At 62.7% G+C, this 17,894-nt stretch carries 18 protein-coding genes and 1 tRNA gene; 11 read left to right on the top strand and 8 right to left on the bottom strand.

Annotated features, from left to right (window positions below):
* Positions 1 to 4: 4 nt before the first annotated feature.
* From F623_RS0106560 to F623_RS0106535, 6 genes are all read left to right on the top strand, one after another.
* The gene (locus F623_RS0106560; protein WP_018868213.1) at positions 5 to 1,336 is read left to right on the top strand and encodes an aminodeoxychorismate synthase component I; all 1,332 of its coding nucleotides are present in this window, start codon (positions 5 to 7) and stop codon (positions 1,334 to 1,336) included.
* Positions 1,333 to 2,142 (top strand): aminodeoxychorismate lyase, encoded by an 810-nt coding sequence (pabC, locus tag F623_RS0106555; RefSeq protein ID WP_018868214.1) that lies wholly within the window; start codon positions 1,333 to 1,335, stop codon positions 2,140 to 2,142. The genes F623_RS0106560 and pabC overlap by 4 nt, the downstream gene beginning before the upstream one ends.
* On the top strand, positions 2,129 to 3,166 hold the full coding sequence (gene mltG, locus F623_RS0106550) for an endolytic transglycosylase MltG (RefSeq protein WP_018868215.1): 1,038 nt from the start codon (positions 2,129 to 2,131) through the stop codon (positions 3,164 to 3,166). The genes pabC and mltG overlap by 14 nt, the downstream gene beginning before the upstream one ends.
* Positions 3,163 to 3,834: a dTMP kinase gene (gene tmk, locus F623_RS0106545; protein ID WP_018868216.1), complete on the top strand. Its 672-nt coding sequence runs from the start codon at positions 3,163 to 3,165 to the stop codon at positions 3,832 to 3,834. The genes mltG and tmk overlap by 4 nt, the downstream gene beginning before the upstream one ends.
* Positions 3,801 to 4,808 carry a DNA polymerase III subunit delta' gene (locus F623_RS0106540; RefSeq protein ID WP_026279350.1) on the top strand — a complete coding sequence of 336 codons (1,008 nt, stop codon included), beginning with the start codon at positions 3,801 to 3,803 and terminating at the stop codon, positions 4,806 to 4,808. Before tmk ends, F623_RS0106540 begins: the two co-directional genes overlap by 34 nt.
* A gap of 81 nt (positions 4,809 to 4,889) precedes the next feature.
* Positions 4,890 to 5,228 (top strand): PilZ domain-containing protein, encoded by a 339-nt coding sequence (locus F623_RS0106535; protein WP_018861392.1) that lies wholly within the window; start codon positions 4,890 to 4,892, stop codon positions 5,226 to 5,228.
* Between the two features lie 20 nt (positions 5,229 to 5,248).
* Here F623_RS0106535 and F623_RS0106530 read toward each other — a convergent pair whose 3' ends face one another.
* Positions 5,249 to 6,367, bottom strand: a complete 1,119-nt coding sequence (locus tag F623_RS0106530) for an aminotransferase class V-fold PLP-dependent enzyme (protein ID WP_018861391.1) — start codon at positions 6,365 to 6,367, stop codon at positions 5,249 to 5,251.
* A 178-nt stretch (positions 6,368 to 6,545) separates the two neighbouring features.
* On the opposite strand from F623_RS0106530, the gene F623_RS0106525 reads away from it, so the two are divergent.
* From F623_RS0106525 to F623_RS0106515, 3 genes are all read left to right on the top strand, one after another.
* Positions 6,546 to 7,907, top strand: a complete 1,362-nt coding sequence (locus F623_RS0106525; RefSeq protein WP_018861390.1) for an adenosylmethionine--8-amino-7-oxononanoate transaminase — start codon at positions 6,546 to 6,548, stop codon at positions 7,905 to 7,907.
* Between the two features lie 243 nt (positions 7,908 to 8,150).
* Positions 8,151 to 8,852, top strand: a complete 702-nt coding sequence (locus F623_RS13545; protein ID WP_018861389.1) for a LuxR C-terminal-related transcriptional regulator — start codon at positions 8,151 to 8,153, stop codon at positions 8,850 to 8,852.
* Positions 8,853 to 9,341: 489 nt separating this feature from the next.
* Entirely contained in the window at positions 9,342 to 9,629 is a 288-nt protein-coding gene (locus F623_RS0106515; protein ID WP_026278646.1) for a hypothetical protein, read from the top strand.
* A 113-nt stretch (positions 9,630 to 9,742) separates the two neighbouring features.
* On the opposite strand, the gene F623_RS0106510 is transcribed toward F623_RS0106515, so the two are convergent.
* The 5 genes from F623_RS0106510 to uvrB form a co-directional block, all read right to left on the bottom strand.
* Complete coding sequence (locus F623_RS0106510; RefSeq protein ID WP_018861387.1) at positions 9,743 to 10,495, bottom strand: S-methyl-5'-thioinosine phosphorylase; 753 nt, start codon at positions 10,493 to 10,495, stop codon at positions 9,743 to 9,745.
* A 14-nt stretch (positions 10,496 to 10,509) separates the two neighbouring features.
* Entirely contained in the window at positions 10,510 to 11,061 is a 552-nt protein-coding gene (locus tag F623_RS0106505) for a hypoxanthine-guanine phosphoribosyltransferase (protein ID WP_018861386.1), read from the bottom strand.
* Between the two features lie 157 nt (positions 11,062 to 11,218).
* A complete protein-coding gene (locus F623_RS0106500) occupies positions 11,219 to 11,587 on the bottom strand; it encodes a DsrE family protein (RefSeq protein WP_018861385.1) in 369 nt (122 codons plus the stop codon).
* Positions 11,588 to 11,725: 138 nt separating this feature from the next.
* Positions 11,726 to 12,733, bottom strand: coding sequence for a beta-N-acetylhexosaminidase (nagZ, locus tag F623_RS0106495; RefSeq protein ID WP_018868218.1), 1,008 nt, complete (start codon positions 12,731 to 12,733; stop codon positions 11,726 to 11,728).
* A gap of 78 nt (positions 12,734 to 12,811) precedes the next feature.
* Positions 12,812 to 14,845: an excinuclease ABC subunit UvrB gene (gene uvrB, locus F623_RS0106490; protein ID WP_018861383.1), complete on the bottom strand. Its 2,034-nt coding sequence runs from the start codon at positions 14,843 to 14,845 to the stop codon at positions 12,812 to 12,814.
* Positions 14,846 to 14,948: 103 nt separating this feature from the next.
* Here uvrB and F623_RS0106485 point away from each other — a divergent pair, with 103 nt between their 5' ends.
* Together F623_RS0106485 and F623_RS0106480 are read left to right on the top strand one after the other, a co-directional pair.
* A complete protein-coding gene (locus F623_RS0106485) occupies positions 14,949 to 16,139 on the top strand; it encodes a pyridoxal phosphate-dependent aminotransferase (RefSeq protein WP_018861382.1) in 1,191 nt (396 codons plus the stop codon).
* Between the two features lie 53 nt (positions 16,140 to 16,192).
* Positions 16,193 to 16,268: transfer RNA gene (locus F623_RS0106480), tRNA-Asn, on the top strand.
* 63 nt (positions 16,269 to 16,331) lie between these two features.
* Here F623_RS0106480 and F623_RS0106475 read toward each other — a convergent pair.
* Complete coding sequence (locus F623_RS0106475) at positions 16,332 to 17,258, bottom strand: c-type cytochrome (protein WP_026278645.1); 927 nt, start codon at positions 17,256 to 17,258, stop codon at positions 16,332 to 16,334.
* A gap of 3 nt (positions 17,259 to 17,261) precedes the next feature.
* Positions 17,262 to 17,729 (bottom strand): cytochrome c, encoded by a 468-nt coding sequence (locus F623_RS0106470; protein ID WP_018861380.1) that lies wholly within the window; start codon positions 17,727 to 17,729, stop codon positions 17,262 to 17,264.
* Between the last annotated feature and the right edge of the window lie 165 nt (positions 17,730 to 17,894).

The raw sequence follows: 17,894 nt of genomic DNA, 5'->3' as shown, positions 1-17,894 counted from the left end.
GCATATGGCAGTCGAACGGCTGGGGCGCGGGATCGACCTGGCGCCCCTGGCCCGGCGCTTTCCGGAGCGCTATCCACACCTGCTCGAGTCGGCGCTGATTGGTCAGGCGCCGGCTCGTTATTCCATACTATTCGCCTTTCCGGGCGCCACGGTCGATGCGAATGCGGATGCCGATCTGTTAGCCGTTCTCGACCAGGACCTGAGCGACTCAAGGCCCGACACGGAAGGCGAGCCGGGTTATAGCCACCTGCCTTTTCTCGGCGGCTGGTTTCTTTATCTGGGTTATGAGTGGGCCTGGCACCTGGAGCCGGCCTTGGGTAGCTGCCGTGAGGACCCCTGGCTGCCGACTGCACGAGCCATCCGCTTTCCCGCAGCCATCATCGTGGATCATCACGACGACCAGACGCTTTTGGTAAGCGAGGAGGGCACCGACCAAATTGCCTCCATGCGCGCGGACCTCGAGGTATGCCGAGAGGATGTGCTGGGGCCAGGGGCGTTGCCGGATCTCGTGATCGACGAGGAAGAACCCGATCGCTATCGCGCTGCGGTCAGGCAGGGGCTTGAGTACATTCGCGCGGGCGATACCTTTCAGGTGAATCTGTCTCGCGAATGGAAGGTGACCAGCGACGAGACACTTAACGGGGCTGCGCTTTATGCGCGGCTCAGGAATGCGAATGCCGCACCATTCGCTGCCTGGTTGCAGTTTCCCGAGGGGCAGGTGATCAGTTCGTCTCCAGAACGGCTGGTGTCGGTAGAAGGTGGCGAGATCGAGACCCGCCCTATCGCCGGCACGCGTCGCCGGGATGAAGACTCGAAAAAGGACTCTCGTCTTTTTAGTGAATTACGGGGAAACATTAAGGAACGATCTGAACATGTAATGCTGGTCGACCTTGAGCGGAATGATATCGGCCGAGTGGCGTCCGCGGGGAGTGTACGGGTAGCCGAGCTGATGACCGTGGAAAGCTACCGCCGGGTGCACCATATTGTGTCGAGTATCGTTGGAAGGCTGAGGCCGGGCGCGACTGCGGGCGATGTGCTGAGAGCTGTTTTCCCTGGGGGCACCATTACCGGGTGCCCCAAGATACGTAGCATGCAGATCATTCAGGAACTGGAACATGGTGCGGCCCGCGGGGCGTACACCGGATCCTGTGGATACGTGAGTCGGCACGGGCGCATGGATACCAACATCCTGATCCGGACCCTGCTGCTGCGCGGTAACGAACTTCGCTTTCGCGCGGGCGCGGGCATCGTGGCGGACTCGGATCCTGATCGCGAGCTCGCCGAAACCCGCCACAAGGCCCACGGGCTGCTGGATGCACTAGGAGGTCAGGCGTGATCCTGGTCAATGGCGCCAGGTCCGGCGTTCCGGGTAGCGACCGGGGTTTGTTGCTGGGCGACGGGCTGTTCGAGACGGTCCTGATGGACGCTGGCCGCCCACGCTTGTGGTCTTATCATGCCGCACGGCTGGAACGGGGGCTGAACAGACTGGGATTTCCGCTCGTCGATGAAGCGCTGCTGCGCGATGAATTACAACAAGTCGCGCCAGAGGGACGCTGTATGGCGCGCATTACCGTGACTCGTGGTGAAGGGCCCCGTGGTTATGCGCCACCCGACAACGTCGCGATAACGCGGATTGTGTCCGGTGGTCCCGCGCTCGCGCCACCCGACGGTGCCGACCCGGAGCCGCTGCGCATGGGCTGGTCGCGGATAGCCATGGCGATTCAGCCCGCACTCGCAGGGCTCAAGCACACGAGCCGTCTGGAGCAGGTAGTGATTCGGCAAGCCTGGGAAGCCGGATGGGACGAGGCCGTCGTCTGCGATACTCGCGGGCGTCTGGCCAGCGCTACTCAAGGCAATCTCTGGTGGCGCAGGGGAAAGTGCCTGTTTACACCCCCGGTGGACGAGGCGGGGATCGCTGGCACACGCAGGGCGTGGGTGTTCGACCATGCGGCTGCCCACGGCTTGGCCGTGCACGAACAGAGCGCGGAACCACGGGCATTGCACCGGGTGGACGGACTTTATGTCAGCAATGCGCGCCTGGGATTACACCCAGCGCGTCTGATCGAAACGGACATGCCGGACACGGCATGGCAGGATGACCCGGTTCGGGTTCTGAGTATGGCGCTCCATGAAGCGGATTAGTGGTCTGATAATCGGGATTTTGCTGGTCGGCGTGACCGCCGGAGGCTGGTGGTTCGCCGACCGCTATCACCAGGATCTGAACCAGCCACTGGCACTGGATCAGACGGAGCGGTTCCAGCTCGAAAGGGGGCAGGGGCTACGCCAGGTGAGCCGGGAGTTCGCGCAACGCGGCTGGGTCGAGCAGGCCTGGATGGTCGAGCTGTACGGTCGGCGCCAGGGCCTGGCCCCCCGGCTGCAGGCGGGCGAGTACGCGGTGGATGCCGGGGCAACCCCGCGCAGCCTGTTGCACGCCATGGCGCGCGGCGAGGTGGTGCAGCACCGACTGACCGTCCCGGAGGGCTGGACGATCGCACAGGCCCTACGCGCCCTGCGGCAGCATCCAGAGATCAATCCACCGCCAGAATCTGTTGGAGTCGACAACCTGCTGGAGGCGATGGACCTCGAAGAACTGGGGCATCCCGAGGGCTGGTTTCTCCCGGATACCTACTTCTTCGGTTCCGGCACGGATGCTTTGGACGTCTTGCGTCGCGCGTACCGCGCGATGGATGCGGCGTTGCAAGCGGCATGGGAATCGCGCGTTGACGGTCACCCGGTCGAATCGCCATACGAACTGCTGATCCTTGCGTCGATCATTGAACGCGAGACCGGGCGTGGCGAAGAGCGGGATCGGGTCGCGGGCGTCTTCGTAAACCGACTGCGCCGCGGGATGTTGCTGCAGACCGACCCCACACTGCTCTACGTCCAGGAACCCGGAGTGCAGCGCCTGACCCGAGCCGAGTTACAACGGGATCATCCCTACAACACCTACACCCGGCCCGGGCTGCCACCAACCCCAATAGCACTACCGGGGCGGGCGGCCATCGAAGCCGCCGCGCGCCCGGCGGAGACGGACGATCTGTTCTTTGTCTCCAGGGGCGATGGGACGCATCACTTCTCCGAGACGTACCGCGAACATCGCCAAGCGGTGATTCGCTATCAGCTCGGTGGTGATGGTACCCGCTACGGCATCCGGAACCGACGATGACGGGCCCCTCAGCCACAACCGCGTCCACCGAGGCCCGCTTCGTGGTGCTGGAAGGCATCGAGGGCTCGGGCAAGTCCACCCAGCTGGCCACCGTGGTGGAAGCTTTGCGCATGGTGGGGATCGAACCCGAGTGCACACGGGAACCGGGCGGTACGGCGCTGGGAGAGCGACTGCGGGGGCTGCTGCTCGACCCCGATCTTCCCGGTATGTGTCCGGAGGCTGAACTCCTGTTGATGTTTGCCGCCCGCGCGCAGCACCTCGCCTCCGTGATTCGCCCCGCGCTCGCGGCCGGGCACTGGGTGGTCAGCGATCGCTTCACCGATGCCAGCTTCGCCTATCAGGGTGCGGGGCGGGGACTGGGGACAGAGCGAGTGGCGCAACTGGAAAACTGGGTGCAGGGCGATCTTCGGCCCGACCTGGTCCTGTTGCTGGACATTGACCCCACCACAGGGCTGGAGCGCGCCGTGCAGCGGGGTCGCCGTGATCGCATCGAGCGTGAGGCCCTGGAATTCTTCGCACGGGTGCGCGAGGCCTACCTGGAGCGTGCCCGGGCCTGTCCGGAACGCTACCGTGTCATTGATGGGCATGCATCTCCCGAGGAGGTGGCCGACTCGGTGCGTCGTGCACTGGACGAGTGGCGAGCCAAAACCATGCTTCGGGGCGCCTGATGCCCACGCATCCGCCCTGGCTCGATCCCCTACGGCAGCGCCTCGTACGGCGCGGGCGCGATGGCCGCCTCCCCAGCGGGATTCTGATCAGCGGAAGCCCCGGGGTTGGCAAGGGACTGCTAACGACTACCGTCGTTCAGAGCCTCTTGTGCCAGCGAGCATCCGGCGACGAGCCCGGCTGCGGCGACTGCAACGCCTGCCGTAGCCTGGAAGGGGGCGTACACCCGGAGGTGAGGCTACTGGAACCGGTCGAACCCGGAAAGGATATCCTCGTCGATGCCGTACGCGATGCCACGGAGTTTCTCACCTTGAGCGGCTCGGCAGGGGGCTTGCGCGCCCTGGTTATCCGGCCCGCCGACTCCTTGAATCTGAATGCAGCCAACGCGTTGCTCAAAACGCTGGAAGAACCACCCGCCGGGGCATCACTGTTTCTCGAGGCCGCGCGCCCGGCCAGTCTGCCCGCCACCATTCGCAGCCGCTGCCAGCAACTTGACATCGCCAGCCCCACCATCAACGAAGTCCACGATTGGCTCGCGGCGGAAACCGATCAGCCAGAGCGCGTGACTGAGGCCTATGCCGCAAGCCTCAACCGTCCGCTACTGGCGCGGGAAATCCTGACCGATGCGGCGGCCCTGGAGGCCTGGGAAACCGACCGTCAGATCCTGACCAGCCTGCTGGAAGCATCCGACCTGCATTCCAGCGCTGCCGCACTTCAGCGCAGCGTGCCGGAACGCTTGTTCCCGCGCCTTCAGGCCCTGCTGTTGTCGGCGCAGCGGCTGTTGCTGGTGGGGCAACTGGATGCCTTCGGCGAACAATTCCCGCGCGCCCAACTGCTGGACTTCGCCCGCGCGCGTGGCGCACGTCGGCTGGCGTGGCTGGCGCAGCAGTCGCTGGAATGGCAGCGCCAGAATAGCGCCAACCTGAGCCCCGCGCTCCGCAGCGAGGCGATCGCACTGGCGCTGGGGAGACGCTGACAGTGTCTCGCAACAGGGGGTGGCGCGTGCCAGCCAGGATGAGGGATACTCGCTAGTCCAGACACCGTCGCGGGAGGGAACATGGCCGGGCAGGGCATGTTGACCTTGGCAATCAAGGAAAAACCAGCGCTGTACGCCGCGTACATGCCCTTCGTGACCAACGGCGGGCTGTTCATCCCCACGGACAAGTCCTACAAACTCGGCGACCAGGTCTTCCTGTTGTTGTCGCTACTGGACGATTCCGACCGCCTGCCGACCCCGTGCACGGTAGTCTGGATCACCCCGCCCAGGGCTCAGGGCAACCGCCTGCGCGGCATCGGCGTGCAGTTCAACAAGTCCGACAAGGGCGTCACGCACCGCCGGATCGAGGAACACCTGGGCGGGATGCTCAACTCGGATCGCAAGACCCACACGTTCTGAGCATCTGAGCACTGCAACCGTCAGGCCGCGATCCCGAGCGCTTTCTGCACCTGATCCAAGGCCCGCTCGATCTGCTGATCCGTCAGGTAGTAGTGCGGCGAAAAGCGGATGCCCCCGCCACGTACCGCGCACAACACCCCACCGGCCTGGAGCCGCGCATAGACGGCGTCGAGATCCGCCGCAGGTGGGCGAAAGGTCAGGATGCCTGCACGGCGGCCACGCGGCGTCAACACGTCGCATCCCATCGCCTCCAGCTCCTCGGCCAGGTGGTGCCAGTGGAAACAAATATCATGATCGATATTCTCGATCCCCACCTCCAGTAGCAAGGAAAGGCTGGCATGCAACGCATGGATACCCAGCATGTTGTGGCTACCGGGTTCGAAGCGACGTGCCGAGGGGGCGGGGGTCAACTCCGGATTCGAGAAATCACCGGCATGCGCCAGCATGTTCCACCCGTACTCCAGTAGCCGGAGCTGATCGCGAATCTCGGGATTGACGTAGAAGATCCCGATTCCCTCCGGTGCCAACATCCACTTGTGGCCATCCGCCATCACAAAATCCGCATGACAACCCGGGGCGTCGAAGGGCAACGCCCCCAGGTGCTGGATCGCGTCGACGCAAAACAGGATGCCCCGGGCACGCAGCTCTGCCCCGAGCGCCTGGATATCCACGCGAATGCCCGAGTCATAACGCACCGCGCTGGTCGCGACCATCCGCGTCTGGCGGTCGCAGGCGGCCAGCAGGTCGCGTTCGGGCTCATCGCTCACCTCGACCTCGCGCACCTCAATACCGAACCGCTCACCCGCCGCGTGCCAGACGACGCGATTGGAGGGGAATTCTCCGGCCGGGAATACCACGTTGTCACCCGCCGACCAGGGGAGTCCGAACGCCACCATGGAAAGGGCTTCCGAGGTGTTCTTGACGAAGGCGATATCCGCGGCGTCGCGGGCCCCGATCACGGCGCGTGCCAGCTCGCGCGTCGCATCCACACGCTCGAGCCACCGTCCATAGTCCTTCGAGCCCTGGCGCACGTTCTCGCGAGCGAACTGGCAAACCGCCTCCTCGGTACGCCTCGGCCAGGCGCCAACCGCCGCGTGGTTGAGATGGATGATGTCCTGATGCGGGAATTCGGGGTGCATGCGATCCTCCTGGCCGGTAGCAAAGAGTACCTCAGAAGGGCGGGCAGGCTGAATCCCGAGGCGCTCGCGGGATGCCTTGTCCGGTCAGGGGCCCCCTGCTACTTTCCGCGCATTGCAAACTTCGCCCCTCTGGCGCCTTTCAAGCGCAAAGGGGCCACAGCGCCCGAGAGTCCACCACATGGATAACGAACAACTCAAACGCCGGGACCTGCGTGCCCTCTGGCACCCCTGTACCCAGATGAAGGATTACGGAGAGGAGGGGACCCTGCCGTTGCTCCCGATCCAGCGCGGGGAAGGCGTCTGGTTGTACGACTTCGACGGCAATCGATACCTCGATGCCATCAGCTCCTGGTGGGTCAACCTGTTCGGCCATGCCAACCCGCGAATCAACGCCGCCGTTCGCGACCAGCTGGACCAGCTCGAGCACGTGATCCTGGCGGGCTGTACGCATGAACCTGTCGTGGAGCTGTGCGAACGGCTGATCGACCTTACCCCCGAAGGGCTCGACCGGGTCTTCCTGGCGGACAATGGCAGTGCCGGGGTGGAGGTGGCGCTCAAGATGAGCTTCCACTACTGGCTCAACACCGGCCGGGGCGAGAAGACTCGATTCATCCGCCTGTCCAACAGCTACCACGGCGAGACCCTGGGGGCACTCTCGGTCAGCGATGTGCCACTCTACAGCGCCACCTACAAGCCCCTGATGCTGGATGTGATCACTGTCCCCGCACCGGACTGCTACGAGCGCGAAGCAGGGGAGAGCTGTGCCGACGTGGCACGGCGACAGTTCGCCCACATGGAGGCCGCACTCGCCGAACACGCGGATGAGGTCTGTGCCGTAATCGTGGAGCCCCTGGTCCAGTGTGCGGGCCACATGCGCATGTATGACCCTGAATACCTGCGCTTGCTTCGGGACGCCTGTGACCGCCATGGCGTGCACCTGATCGCCGACGAGATCGCGGTGGGATTCGGACGCACCGGGACCATGTTCGCCTGTGAGCAGGGACCGATCGTCCCGGATTTTATGTGCCTTTCAAAGGGCCTGACCGGCGGCTATCTGCCGATGGCCGCCGTTGTGACATCAGAAGAGATCTACAACGCCTTTTACGACGATTATGAGAAACTCAATATGTTTCTCCACTCACATTCCTACACAGGTAATCCTTTGGCCTGTCGTGCGGCACTGGCCACGCTTGATATTTTTTCATCCGACCCCGTACTGGAACGGAACAAGGCGCTGTCCGAACATATGGCCAGGCGACTCGCCCCACTGGCCGACCACCCCCACGTCGCCGACGTCCGCCAGCACGGCATGATCGCCGCCATCGAGCTGATTCAGGACAAACAAACCCGAAAACCCTACCCATGGCAGGAACGCCGGGGTCTGACAATTTACCGACATGGCCTTAGCCGAGGTGCGCTTTTACGGCCACTGGGCAATGTCTCCTATCTGATGCCCCCTTATGTGATTACGCCGGAGCAGATCGATTTTCTCGTTGACGTCATGGGCGAGGGGATCGATCGAGCAACGGACGGCATCTAACTCAAATATGTGCGCCCGCGCACGCATTTCGGATTCTTCGTACCTGTCGCATTACTTTCATCCATCCGTGCTTGACTGGCCGCTAGTCAGGGCCTATATACTTTCCATTAATCATGCACACCAGATCAGTATTACGCCCATCGTAAGGGCATCTGGGGTAAGTCTGGAAAATCTAGTCCGTTGACTCAGGCGTGCCTCGTCTTTCCAATAGTAACTGCGAAAACACGGAGAGCAGGTGACGTTATGAGTGATCTAAACGATGATTTGGGAGAAGTACTGATCGTGACGCCAGCGTCACCGCAGTCGGCGTTGTTCATCGAATATGTGTCCGAAAAAACCGGGTGCGCCGTAACAGGGCTAGAGCCCGGATCTCCAAGGGTCTCGCAAACACTCAGGGACTACAGCCTCGCTCTTTTTGATGCCAGTTCACTGGACGAACGTGATATTGGTCACGTCCAGCAAGCCGTTGCCGATGGTGCCAAAACCGTCTTCGCAGGGTTCAACATTCCCAGTGAAGACGAAGCACTGCGCCTGCTCGACGTGTTGTATCTGCAGGGGATTTTCTACAAGACCGATCAGCTTGACCTCTTGTGCAAGGGCGTTGTCTGCCTCCTGAACGGAGACTTCTGGATGTCCCGCCACCTGATGACCCGACTGGTGAGGTTGTACCGCCAACAGCGCACGAACACCTACCGCCCGGCCTGTGGGCTGACTCAACGCGAACTGGAAATCCTGGCGATGCTGGGCTCGGGCGAGACCAACATGAATATCGCGAAGCAGCTGTTCATCAGTGAGCATACGGTCAAGTCTCACCTGTACAACATCTTCAGGAAGATCGAGGTCAAGAATCGCACCCAGGCGATCAATTGGGCCAAGGACCACCTGGGAGCACCCCCTCCGCAGGTTATGTGGCGACGACGCCGGGCGGAGGCTCGCGCCGTCTAGACGCTCGGCCTGGTGTAGGGGTCGGCCGTTCCCTGAAGCTACCTTGTGGTATGCGCGCCCCGTGTTTGGCATGGGTGCGCGCTTCGGCCGTGTGTAACGCCGTAACGAAGCAGGATCAGTGCTATACCACCAAGCGCCTGCGACGGAGACACGTACAACGTATTGCCGAGTGCCGTCATACACCATCGCTACACAATCAGTCGGCTAATACTTGTCACGTGATAACGACCGACAAACCTCTCCCGAAAAACCACCCGTTATTCTGATGTCCACCCAGGGTTCCGCCGCCATACTGCACTCTGGATCCAGCCGCTACGCATCATCGCGCGTCGGACTCTCAGGACTATCGAGCCTGGCAGGCGAGGCCGGTCGGTACTCTTTCGCGGATGCACCGGTTCAAGGATCCCCGTGACTCCCTGTGGCTCCCCATAGCGAGACACGTTCATGGCGATCCTGGTCGGATTGCCCTTGGCCTGAGGTACTCATGCGATGTCGACATCATCGCCCAAGGAATCGCGTATTACTCTGCAAGCCTCCGGGCCCGAGGGCACCGCATACTCGATTACGTGCACAGTCACCAGGACGCACGAGGTCGAGGAAGTGGAGTTCGAGGGAGTCGTGCCACTGGAAGTGGAGTTCGAAGGTATCGGGGTGGACTGCCGGGTCGTACAGCTTAGCGGTCCCGGGTATCTGGACCTGGTCCTGACCAAGAACGGGCATGCCACGCGTTCACGTAGCCACGGCCTGAACAGCGCGATGAATCTCAGGATCCGATAGCGATCGGACTTCTAGGCCCACCCATACATGACGCATAATACATATTATGTTAAGTCATGGAACAAGGGGTTGCGTGCTCGGCCAGGCGCCCGGCCTCTCCCCCGTAATAATGGTCAAGAGAGCGTCTCGATCACGTGTATGAGCACGTCCTTCACCCGTGCCATGCCCTCATCCAGATTGCGCCCGATCTCGTCCATGGTGATCTCGCCTTCGGTACGTCCCGCCGCCCAATTCGCGATGACGGCACAGCAGGCGTAGTTGAGGTCCAGCTCGCGGGCAAGCGCCGTCTCGGGCATCCCCGTCATGCCGACCAGATCGCAGCCATCCCTTGCCATACGATCGATTTCGGCCGCCGTCTCCAGGCGCGGGCCCTGGGTCGCGCCATACGTTCCCCGGTCCGCGGCCTCGATGCGGAGATCGTCAATCGCATTCAGCAGTGTCTCCCGGACACCCTGGTTGTAAGGCCAGGTCATGTCGATATGGGTGACGGCATCGAGATCGCCCCCCTCGAAAAAGGTATTGGCGCGCGACCAGGTGTAGTCAATGATCTGATCGGGGATGGCAATCATGCCCGGCTTCATGCCTTCCGTGATCCCGCCTACCGCGGCCACGGCGATTACGTTGTCGACCCCGGCATTCTTCAGCGCCCAGATGTTAGCCCGGTAATTCACCTGATGCGGCGGAATCGTGTGGCGGGCCCCGTGACGTGGCAAAAAGACAATTTCCGTATCATTCAGACGGCCGAACACCAATGGCCCAGAAGGCTCTCCATAGGGAGTGTGCATCACCTGCCTGCGGGTGATTTCCAGGGATTTCAGCTGGGTCAGGCCGGTGCCGCCGATCACGGCAAGACGGGGTGTCGACATAAATCTTTGTGTCCCTAGTGGTTTGCGACGGCAAATATGCCGGGTGCGTTTCGAAGGTAGTCCTGGTAATCCATCCCGTAGCCGAACACATAGCGATTCGGCACCTCCAGGGCGGCAAAATCGACCGTGATCGCGGGATCGCGTTCGGGGTTGGCCTTGTCCACAAGGACCACCGAATACACCTTCTCGGCGCCCTGCTCTTCGCAGAACGCCTGGATCCCCTCAAGGGTGATACCGCCGTCCAGGATGTCATCCACGATTACGACGGTACGCCCACGAATCGGTGTCTGCGGCCGCGCCAGCCAGTGCAACTGCTCCCCTCCCCGGGTGCCACCGCGATAACGCGTGGCATGCAGATAGTCCACCTGCATGGGAAACGACCAGCGAGTTAGAAGCCCCCCCATCAGCACCACACCACCGTTCATCACGCCCAGGACCAGGGGGTTGCGGTCCTTCAGCACCTGCGCGGTTCGTTCGGCCAAGCGATCGATCGCGGTTTCAACCGCGTCACGGCTATAGAGGCAATCGGCATCTCGGAGCGTCGCGCGGGCCTGTTCCGGGCTCATCAAAGGTCCTGATGTGGTCTTGAGAGGAAGGATGTTGGCCGAGTGGCTGGCCGACGGCAAGGCCTGACTCCGGGGTGTATGGAGGACTCAGGCCGTGCAAACGCAACCGGCCGGCGCAAGGGCCGGCCGGTTGGCAAAGCAACGGATGTGTGAACCCTTAGTAGGTAAAGGTCACGGTGTCGTCATCCATGGCTTCGGAAATCACGTAGGCGCCGCCCACGGTTTCCTCGATTTCCGGAATCAGGTCATTGCCCCACAGATCCAGGGTCGGCGTGCAGACCTTCATCACGACGCCGGCTTCGTGGGCATCCTTGATGAAGTCGTACACGCTCTTGCTGGAGCCTTCCTGGACATACAGGTTTTCGGCAACGCCCTTCTTGGCCAGTTCGCCGGCACGGCCGGTCATGACGACCTCGACGTCATATTCCATCGCGGCGGCCACAGTGGCCTGGAAAAACGGGGCGCCCAGCTCGGAGGGGCTGCTCGGATCGGTGTTAACCATGACGATCAGGAGCTTGTCGGCCATTTTTGATCTCCAACTTCAGTGGTGAGTGTGAATATTAACAGCTGCTCAAGCGCAAACCGGTGGCGCATTATAGGCGTGCCAGCGCCTGGGCGCCAATGCACCGCCCACCATCATTCTCGTCCCGGAGGAACACGGTCCTCAGGCAGTCGCTGCCTGTTGCGCTTCGAGCCATTGATGCAGTTGAGCCCGAAGCGCCTGTATCCGCCTCGGTGGCTGTTCCACCGTCCGGGCGCGCAAGGCCTCGATACGCCGCAACGCCTGGGCATCGAGGGGTTTCTCTTGCTGGGCTTCAAGGATCGAATCGGCCTGAGCCGGCTCATTGCAGATCAACACCATGTCGCAACCCGCCGCGCGGGCGGCCTTCGCACGCTCGGCGGGACTGCCGATGGCTTCTGCGCCCGCCATAGCCAGGTCATCGCTCAGAATGGCCCCACGAAAACGGAGCTCCCGGCGCAGGATGTCCTGTAGCCAGATGCGCGAAAAACCGGCGGGCTGGTCGTCCACCTGGGGGTACAGCACGTGCGCGGGCATCACGGCATCCAGATCACCCAGGACGGGGCGAAAAGCGGCGATGTCGTCCGCTTCGATCTCGGCCAGAGGACGATCATCGACCGGCAGAGCAACATGGGAGTCCGCCTTTACGGCCCCGTGCCCCGGAAAATGCTTCCCTACGCTGGCCATTCCGCCTGCCGCAAGGCCGCGAATGAGCTCGTCGGCCAGGCGTGCGATGACGTCCGGGTCATGATGAAAAGCCCGATCCCCAATGACCTCGCTCACGCCAATGTCGCGGTCCAGGACGGGGGCAAAACTGAAATCGATCCCAGCTTCGCGCAACTCCAGTGCCAGCAGTTCCCCAGTGGCATGGGCCAGCTCGCAGGCCTTGTTGCGGTCGTAGTCATCGACCTGCCCCAGATCCCGCATGGGCGGAAGCCTGGTGAAGCCATCCCGCAGACGCTGGACACGCCCGCCCTCCTGATCCACGGCAATGAGAATGCCGGGTCGCTCGGCGCGTATCGCATCGGTGAGCGCCCTCACCTGCTCCGGCGTGCCGGCATTGCGGGCGAACAGGATGACGCCGCCCGTGGCCGGATGCCGCAGGCGTTCACGATCTTCCGGGGTCAGTTCCAGACCGGTCACATCGAGCATGACAGGCCCCAGGGGCAGGGATACGGGAGAAGCCATTGAATCGGTACTCAACTGGCGCTCGTGACCCGAGCAATCCTTTTAGGATAGCGAGGCTTCGGGACGGAATGCGAGTGTTTTGAGCTTCTCGATGCGATCGCGGATCCGTGCGGCCTCTTCGAACTCCAGGTCGCGGGCCTTCTGGAACATCTCCTGCTCGAGCTTCTCGATCTCCCTGGCGGCGTTCTCCGGGGCGTCGATGTAGTCCGGTGCGTCCTCTGCGACCTTCTTCTGGCCGCGACGGCGCCCGGAACCCGGCGTGGCGTTGCGCGCCTCGAGGATGTCCGCAACGTTCTTCCGAATCCCCTGCGGAGTGATGCCATGCGCCTCGTTGTGGGCGATCTGCCGGTCCCGGCGGCGCTCGGTCTCGTCCATGGCCCGCTGCATCGATCCGGTGACCTTGTCCGCGTACAGGATCGCCTTGCCGTTCACGTTGCGCGCCGCGCGCCCGATGGTCTGGATCAGGGAGCGGTCGGAGCGCAGGAAGCCCTCCTTGTCGGCGTCGAAGATCGCCACCAACGAGACCTCGGGCATATCCAGCCCCTCGCGCAGGAGGTTGATTCCCACGAGGACATCGAACTCGCCCAGTCGCAGGTCGCGGATGATCTCCATGCGCTCGACGGTATCGATATCCGAATGCAGATAGCGCACCCGCACACCGTGCTCCGAGAGATAGTCGGTCAGGTCCTCGGCCATGCGCTTGGTCAGAGTGGTGATCAGTACGCGCTCGTCACGCTCCACCCGCTCGCGCACCTCGGACAGGCAGTCATCGACCTGGCTGCCGGCCGGGCGTACCTCGAGAATCGGATCCAGAAGCCCGGTGGGCCGGACGACCTGATCGATAATCGCCCCGGCATGTTCGCGCTCGTACGGCCCCGGCGTGGCGGAGACGTAGATGGTCTGCGGCTGCAGGGCCTCGAATTCCTCGAAGCGCAGCGGGCGGTTGTCCAGCGCCGATGGCAGGCGAAAGCCGTATTCCACCAGCGTCTCCTTGCGCGAGCGGTCGCCCTTGTACATCCCCCCCACCTGCGGCACCGACACATGCGACTCGTCGATCACCAGCAGCGCGTCCTTGGGCAAGTAGTCGAAAAACGTGGGGGGAGGCTCGCCGGGTGCCCGGCCGGAGAGATAGCGCGAGTAGTTCTCGATACCGTTGCAGTAGCCGATCTCGAGGATCATCTCCAGGTCGAACAGCGTGCGCTGCTCCAGTCGCTGTGCCTCGACCAGCCGATCCTCCTTGCGCAGGAAGTCGAGGCGTTCCTTGAGCTCGTCGCGGATCTGGTCCACCGCACCCAGAAGCGTCTCGCGCGGGGTCACGTAGTGTGTCTTCGGGTAGATGGTCAGGCGCGGAACCGTGCGCAGCTGCTCGCCAGTCAGCGGATCAAAGTACGACAGGCGCTCGATCTCGTCGTCGAACAACTCGATGCGTACGGCCTCGATCTCGGATTCGGCGGGGTGGATGTCGATGACCTCCCCGCGTACCCGGTAGGTGGCGCGACGCAGTTCGGTATCGTTGCGGGTGTACTGCAGCTCGGCCAGACGGCGCAGCAGGTCACGCTGGTCGATACGGTCCCCGCGCTGCAGATGTAGCACCATCGACAGATACTTTCGCGGGTCGCCCAGGCCGTATATGGCGGACACCGAGGCCACGATGATCGCGTCGCGGCGCTCCAGCAGGGCACGCGTCGCGGACAGGCGCATCTGCTCGATGTGGTCATTGATCGAGGCGTCCTTTTCGATATAGGTATCCGAAGACGGGACGTAAGCCTCCGGCTGGTAGTAATCGTAGTACGAGACGAAGTACTCCACCGCGTTGTTCGGGAAGAACTCCTTGAACTCGCCATACAGCTGTGCGGCCAGGGTCTTGTTCGGCGCCAGTACGATGGTCGGGCGCTGCAGGTTCTGGATCACATTGGCGATGGTGAACGTCTTGCCGGACCCGGTTACGCCCAGCAGCACCTGGTGGGCCAGCCCTGCCGCGATGCCATCGGTCAGCTCGCGGATTGCCGTCGGCTGATCACCGGCGGGCTGATACTGCGATACCACCTTGAATTGTTCGGCCTCTTCTGGCTGCACGCCTTATCCTCCGCGCCTGATTTCAGTATTATTTCGCCACTCTGCGGCCGGTTATGCATTCGCGTCTGGCCGTCCACCCAGCCCAACCCGCATGAGGCCCGCCTTGGATATCGAGCTCTCCGATCGCGTTCAGCGCATCCAGCCCTCCCCTACCCTGGCCGTCAGCGCGCTGGCCGCACAACTGCGGGCCGAGGGTCGCGATATCGTCGGGCTGGGGGCCGGCGAGCCGGATTTCGATACCCCGGAGCATATCAAGCAGGCGGCGATCGACGCCCTTGCCCGCGGGGAGACCAAGTACACTCCGGTGGACGGTACCGCGGGGCTGAAAGACGCCATTATCCGCAAGTTTGATCGCGACAACGGGCTTTCGTTCGAGCGCGACCAGATCCTGGTCTCCTCCGGCGGCAAACAGAGTATCTTCAACCTCTGTCAGGCCCTGCTGAACCCGGGCGACGAGGTGGTGATCCCGGCGCCCTACTGGGTCTCCTACCCCGACATCGCACTTCTGGCCGGCGCGCGGCCCGTCGTGGTCAGCGCCACCCAGGAGGCGGGATTCCGGATCACGGGCGAGCAACTCGCGGCGGCGATCACGCCAAATACCCGTCTGGTGTTTATCAACAGCCCGTCCAATCCCACCGGTGCTGCTTACACGGCCGATGAACTGAAGGCACTGGCCGAGGTATTGCGCGAGCACCCCCGGGTGGTCATTGCGACCGACGACATGTACGAACACATCCTCTTCGGCTCCACGCCATTTGTGAACATCGTGAATGTTGCTCCCGACCTGCTCGAGCGCACTGTCGTGCTCAATGGCGTGTCCAAGGCCTACGCAATGACCGGCTGGCGGATCGGCTACGCGGGGGGCCCAAAGAATCTGATTGCGGCGATGAAAAAGATTCAGTCGCAGAGCACCTCCAATCCCACCTCGATTGCCCAGGCTGGCGCACAGGCCGCGCTGGACGGCGACCAGGGCTGCGTGATCGCGATGTGCTCCGCATTCGCCGAACGTGCCCGGCACGTGGTGGACGGGCTGAACGCGATCGACGGCATCGACTGCCTGATGCCCGACGGTACGTTCTACTGCTTCCCGCAGGTAACGGGGCTGATGCAGGCTGCCGATATCGATACCGACGTGGCACTGAGCAAGCAATTGCTGGACGAGGTTGGCGTCGCGCTGGTGCCCGGAAGCGCATTCGGGGCACCCGGTCATGTGCGCGTCTCGTTCGCCACCAGTGTCGAAACGCTGAACAAGGCGCTGGAGCGGCTGCGGAAGTTTGCCGCAACCCACCGCTGAGCGGCATTGAAGCTTGACGGGGTCGACGCCCCCCATTACGATCTGCGGCCTATTCCCCGGTAGCTCAGTCGGTAGAGCGGGTGACTGTTAATCACTAGGTCGGCGGTTCGAGCCCGTCCCGGGGAGCCAGACAAAGATCAAGGGCCAGGTCTGCAATGCAGCCTGGCCCTTTTTCATGCGTGTCATTCGCGCTCAGTCCGGTTCGTGTTCGATGGGCTCCAGAGACTGCAGATAGGCCGCGATTGCTCGCCGATCGTCACTGGTCAGATAGGACGTTCCGTGTTCGATTACGTCGGCCATGCTGCTACCGGCGAAGTCCCCGTCACGGGTAATCCCCATTTCCAGGTAGCGAGCAATATGGCGTGCCCCCCAGCGGCCGATACCGGTCTCACGATCCGGCGTGATATTGGGTGCCACGTCTCCATCCGGCATTCGTGCCCCGGCACCCAGGCGCTCAAGATCAAGCCCGCCCGTCCGCGTCCTCGGGGTGTGACACTCCATGCAATGGCCCAAGGCCTGAATCAGATAGGCGCCGCGGTTCCATTCCTCGGATTCGTCGGGATTGGCCTCGAACTCTCCTGGCTCGAAATGCAACCATTTCCACACGCTGAGCGACGGCCGAAAGCGTACAAACCAGTCCAGATCGTGAGGGGTGTTTTCCCTGGCCACAGGCTCGACTTCGGACTGCAGATAGGCCCATAGCGCCTCCACATCCTTGTCCTTCATCCTGGTGTATGCAGTGTACGGAAACGCAGGGTAGTAGTGAGTCCCATTCGGGCTTCGCCCTTCTCTCAGCGCCTTTTTGAAGTCGTCCTCCGACCAGCCACCGATGCCGTACTCCTCGTCCGGAGTGATATTGGGGCCGTAAAACACCCCGAACGGACTTTCGATGGGGCGCCCACCGGCGAGGAAATCGCCCTCCTCTGCGGTGTGACAGGTCACGCAGCCGCCGGCACGCAAGACATACTCACCGTAGGCGATGCGATCCTCCTCGCCCGCCTGCGGATCGGCTTCGCCGATTTCCACATCTGCCTGTACGGCAGGTCCCAATGCGACGACAGCAATGGCCAGGGCCGGCAGCCAGACCGCCGGCCCTGTACGCCTTGTAGTCACCACCACCGCTCAGTCGCGGCGGAAATCGTCGTGGCAGGCCTGACAGGACTGGCCAAGGTTGCGAAAACGAATGGGAAGCTCGTCGTCGTCACCGGCCTCCACGGCTGCGTGCAATTCCTCGGCCGCTTCCTTGGTGTCCTGGGCGAGTTCCTGGAAACGATCCCAGTCGTCCCAGATTTCCTCCCTGGCATCAGTATCCGGGAAGTCACTGCCCTCGGGGAACAACGCGGGAATATCGCCCGTGAGGTCCACCAGATGCTTGGTATGCATCTCCAGGTTTTCACCAAAGTCAGCGCCGTCGACAATCACCGCGGCGATGGAACCCACATTGCCACCGATCGCCCGCATCACGCCCTGACGGTAATCAATGGTTGCCTCGTGTTCGTCAAACGCGTGCACGGAATGTACGGCCCCCAGCCCCAGCGCCAGCGTACCGACAACTGAAGCCACGGTCAGGAATCGAAGCGGTTTTTTCATTGGGTATCCTCCCTGTTCCAGGAACATCGAAAGAGCCGCACACCCGCCGCGGCCCGCCAGGTACAGCCTTCAATATAGATGTCCAGGCGGCGTTCACGCCATCGGCGCCTTCACGCCCCGATCACGCCGACCTCTCGACATTGACCCCATAAAATTGCGGGTGTT

It is taken from the genome of Thioalkalivibrio sp. ALD1 (genome assembly GCF_000381245.1).
Taxonomy (GTDB): Bacteria; Pseudomonadota; Gammaproteobacteria; order Ectothiorhodospirales; family Ectothiorhodospiraceae; genus Thioalkalivibrio.
This window is presented reverse-complemented; position numbering and strand designations above follow the sequence as displayed.

What these genes read in the sequence shown, in the direction of transcription:
- F623_RS0106525 (WP_018861390.1), top strand. Translation starts at nt 6,546, where the DNA reads ATGGATAACGAACAACTCAAACGCCGGGACCTGCGTGCCCTCTGGCAC.
- F623_RS0106515 (WP_026278646.1), top strand. Translation starts at nt 9,342, where the DNA reads ATGTCGACATCATCGCCCAAGGAATCGCGTATTACTCTGCAAGCCTCC.
- F623_RS0106530 (WP_018861391.1), bottom strand. Translation starts at nt 6,367, where the DNA reads ATGCACCCCGAATTCCCGCATCAGGACATCATCCATCTCAACCACGCG.
- nagZ (WP_018868218.1), bottom strand. Translation starts at nt 12,733, where the DNA reads ATGCTCGATGTGACCGGTCTGGAACTGACCCCGGAAGATCGTGAACGC.
- tmk (WP_018868216.1), top strand. Translation starts at nt 3,163, where the DNA reads ATGACGGGCCCCTCAGCCACAACCGCGTCCACCGAGGCCCGCTTCGTG.
- F623_RS0106535 (WP_018861392.1), top strand. Translation starts at nt 4,890, where the DNA reads ATGGCCGGGCAGGGCATGTTGACCTTGGCAATCAAGGAAAAACCAGCG.
- mltG (WP_018868215.1), top strand. Translation starts at nt 2,129, where the DNA reads ATGAAGCGGATTAGTGGTCTGATAATCGGGATTTTGCTGGTCGGCGTG.
- F623_RS0106500 (WP_018861385.1), bottom strand. Translation starts at nt 11,587, where the DNA reads ATGGCCGACAAGCTCCTGATCGTCATGGTTAACACCGATCCGAGCAGC.
- F623_RS0106470 (WP_018861380.1), bottom strand. Translation starts at nt 17,729, where the DNA reads ATGAAAAAACCGCTTCGATTCCTGACCGTGGCTTCAGTTGTCGGTACG.
- F623_RS0106510 (WP_018861387.1), bottom strand. Translation starts at nt 10,495, where the DNA reads ATGTCGACACCCCGTCTTGCCGTGATCGGCGGCACCGGCCTGACCCAG.
- F623_RS0106505 (WP_018861386.1), bottom strand. Translation starts at nt 11,061, where the DNA reads ATGAGCCCGGAACAGGCCCGCGCGACGCTCCGAGATGCCGATTGCCTC.
- F623_RS13545 (WP_018861389.1), top strand. Translation starts at nt 8,151, where the DNA reads ATGAGTGATCTAAACGATGATTTGGGAGAAGTACTGATCGTGACGCCA.
- F623_RS0106560 (WP_018868213.1), top strand. Translation starts at nt 5, where the DNA reads ATGGCAGTCGAACGGCTGGGGCGCGGGATCGACCTGGCGCCCCTGGCC.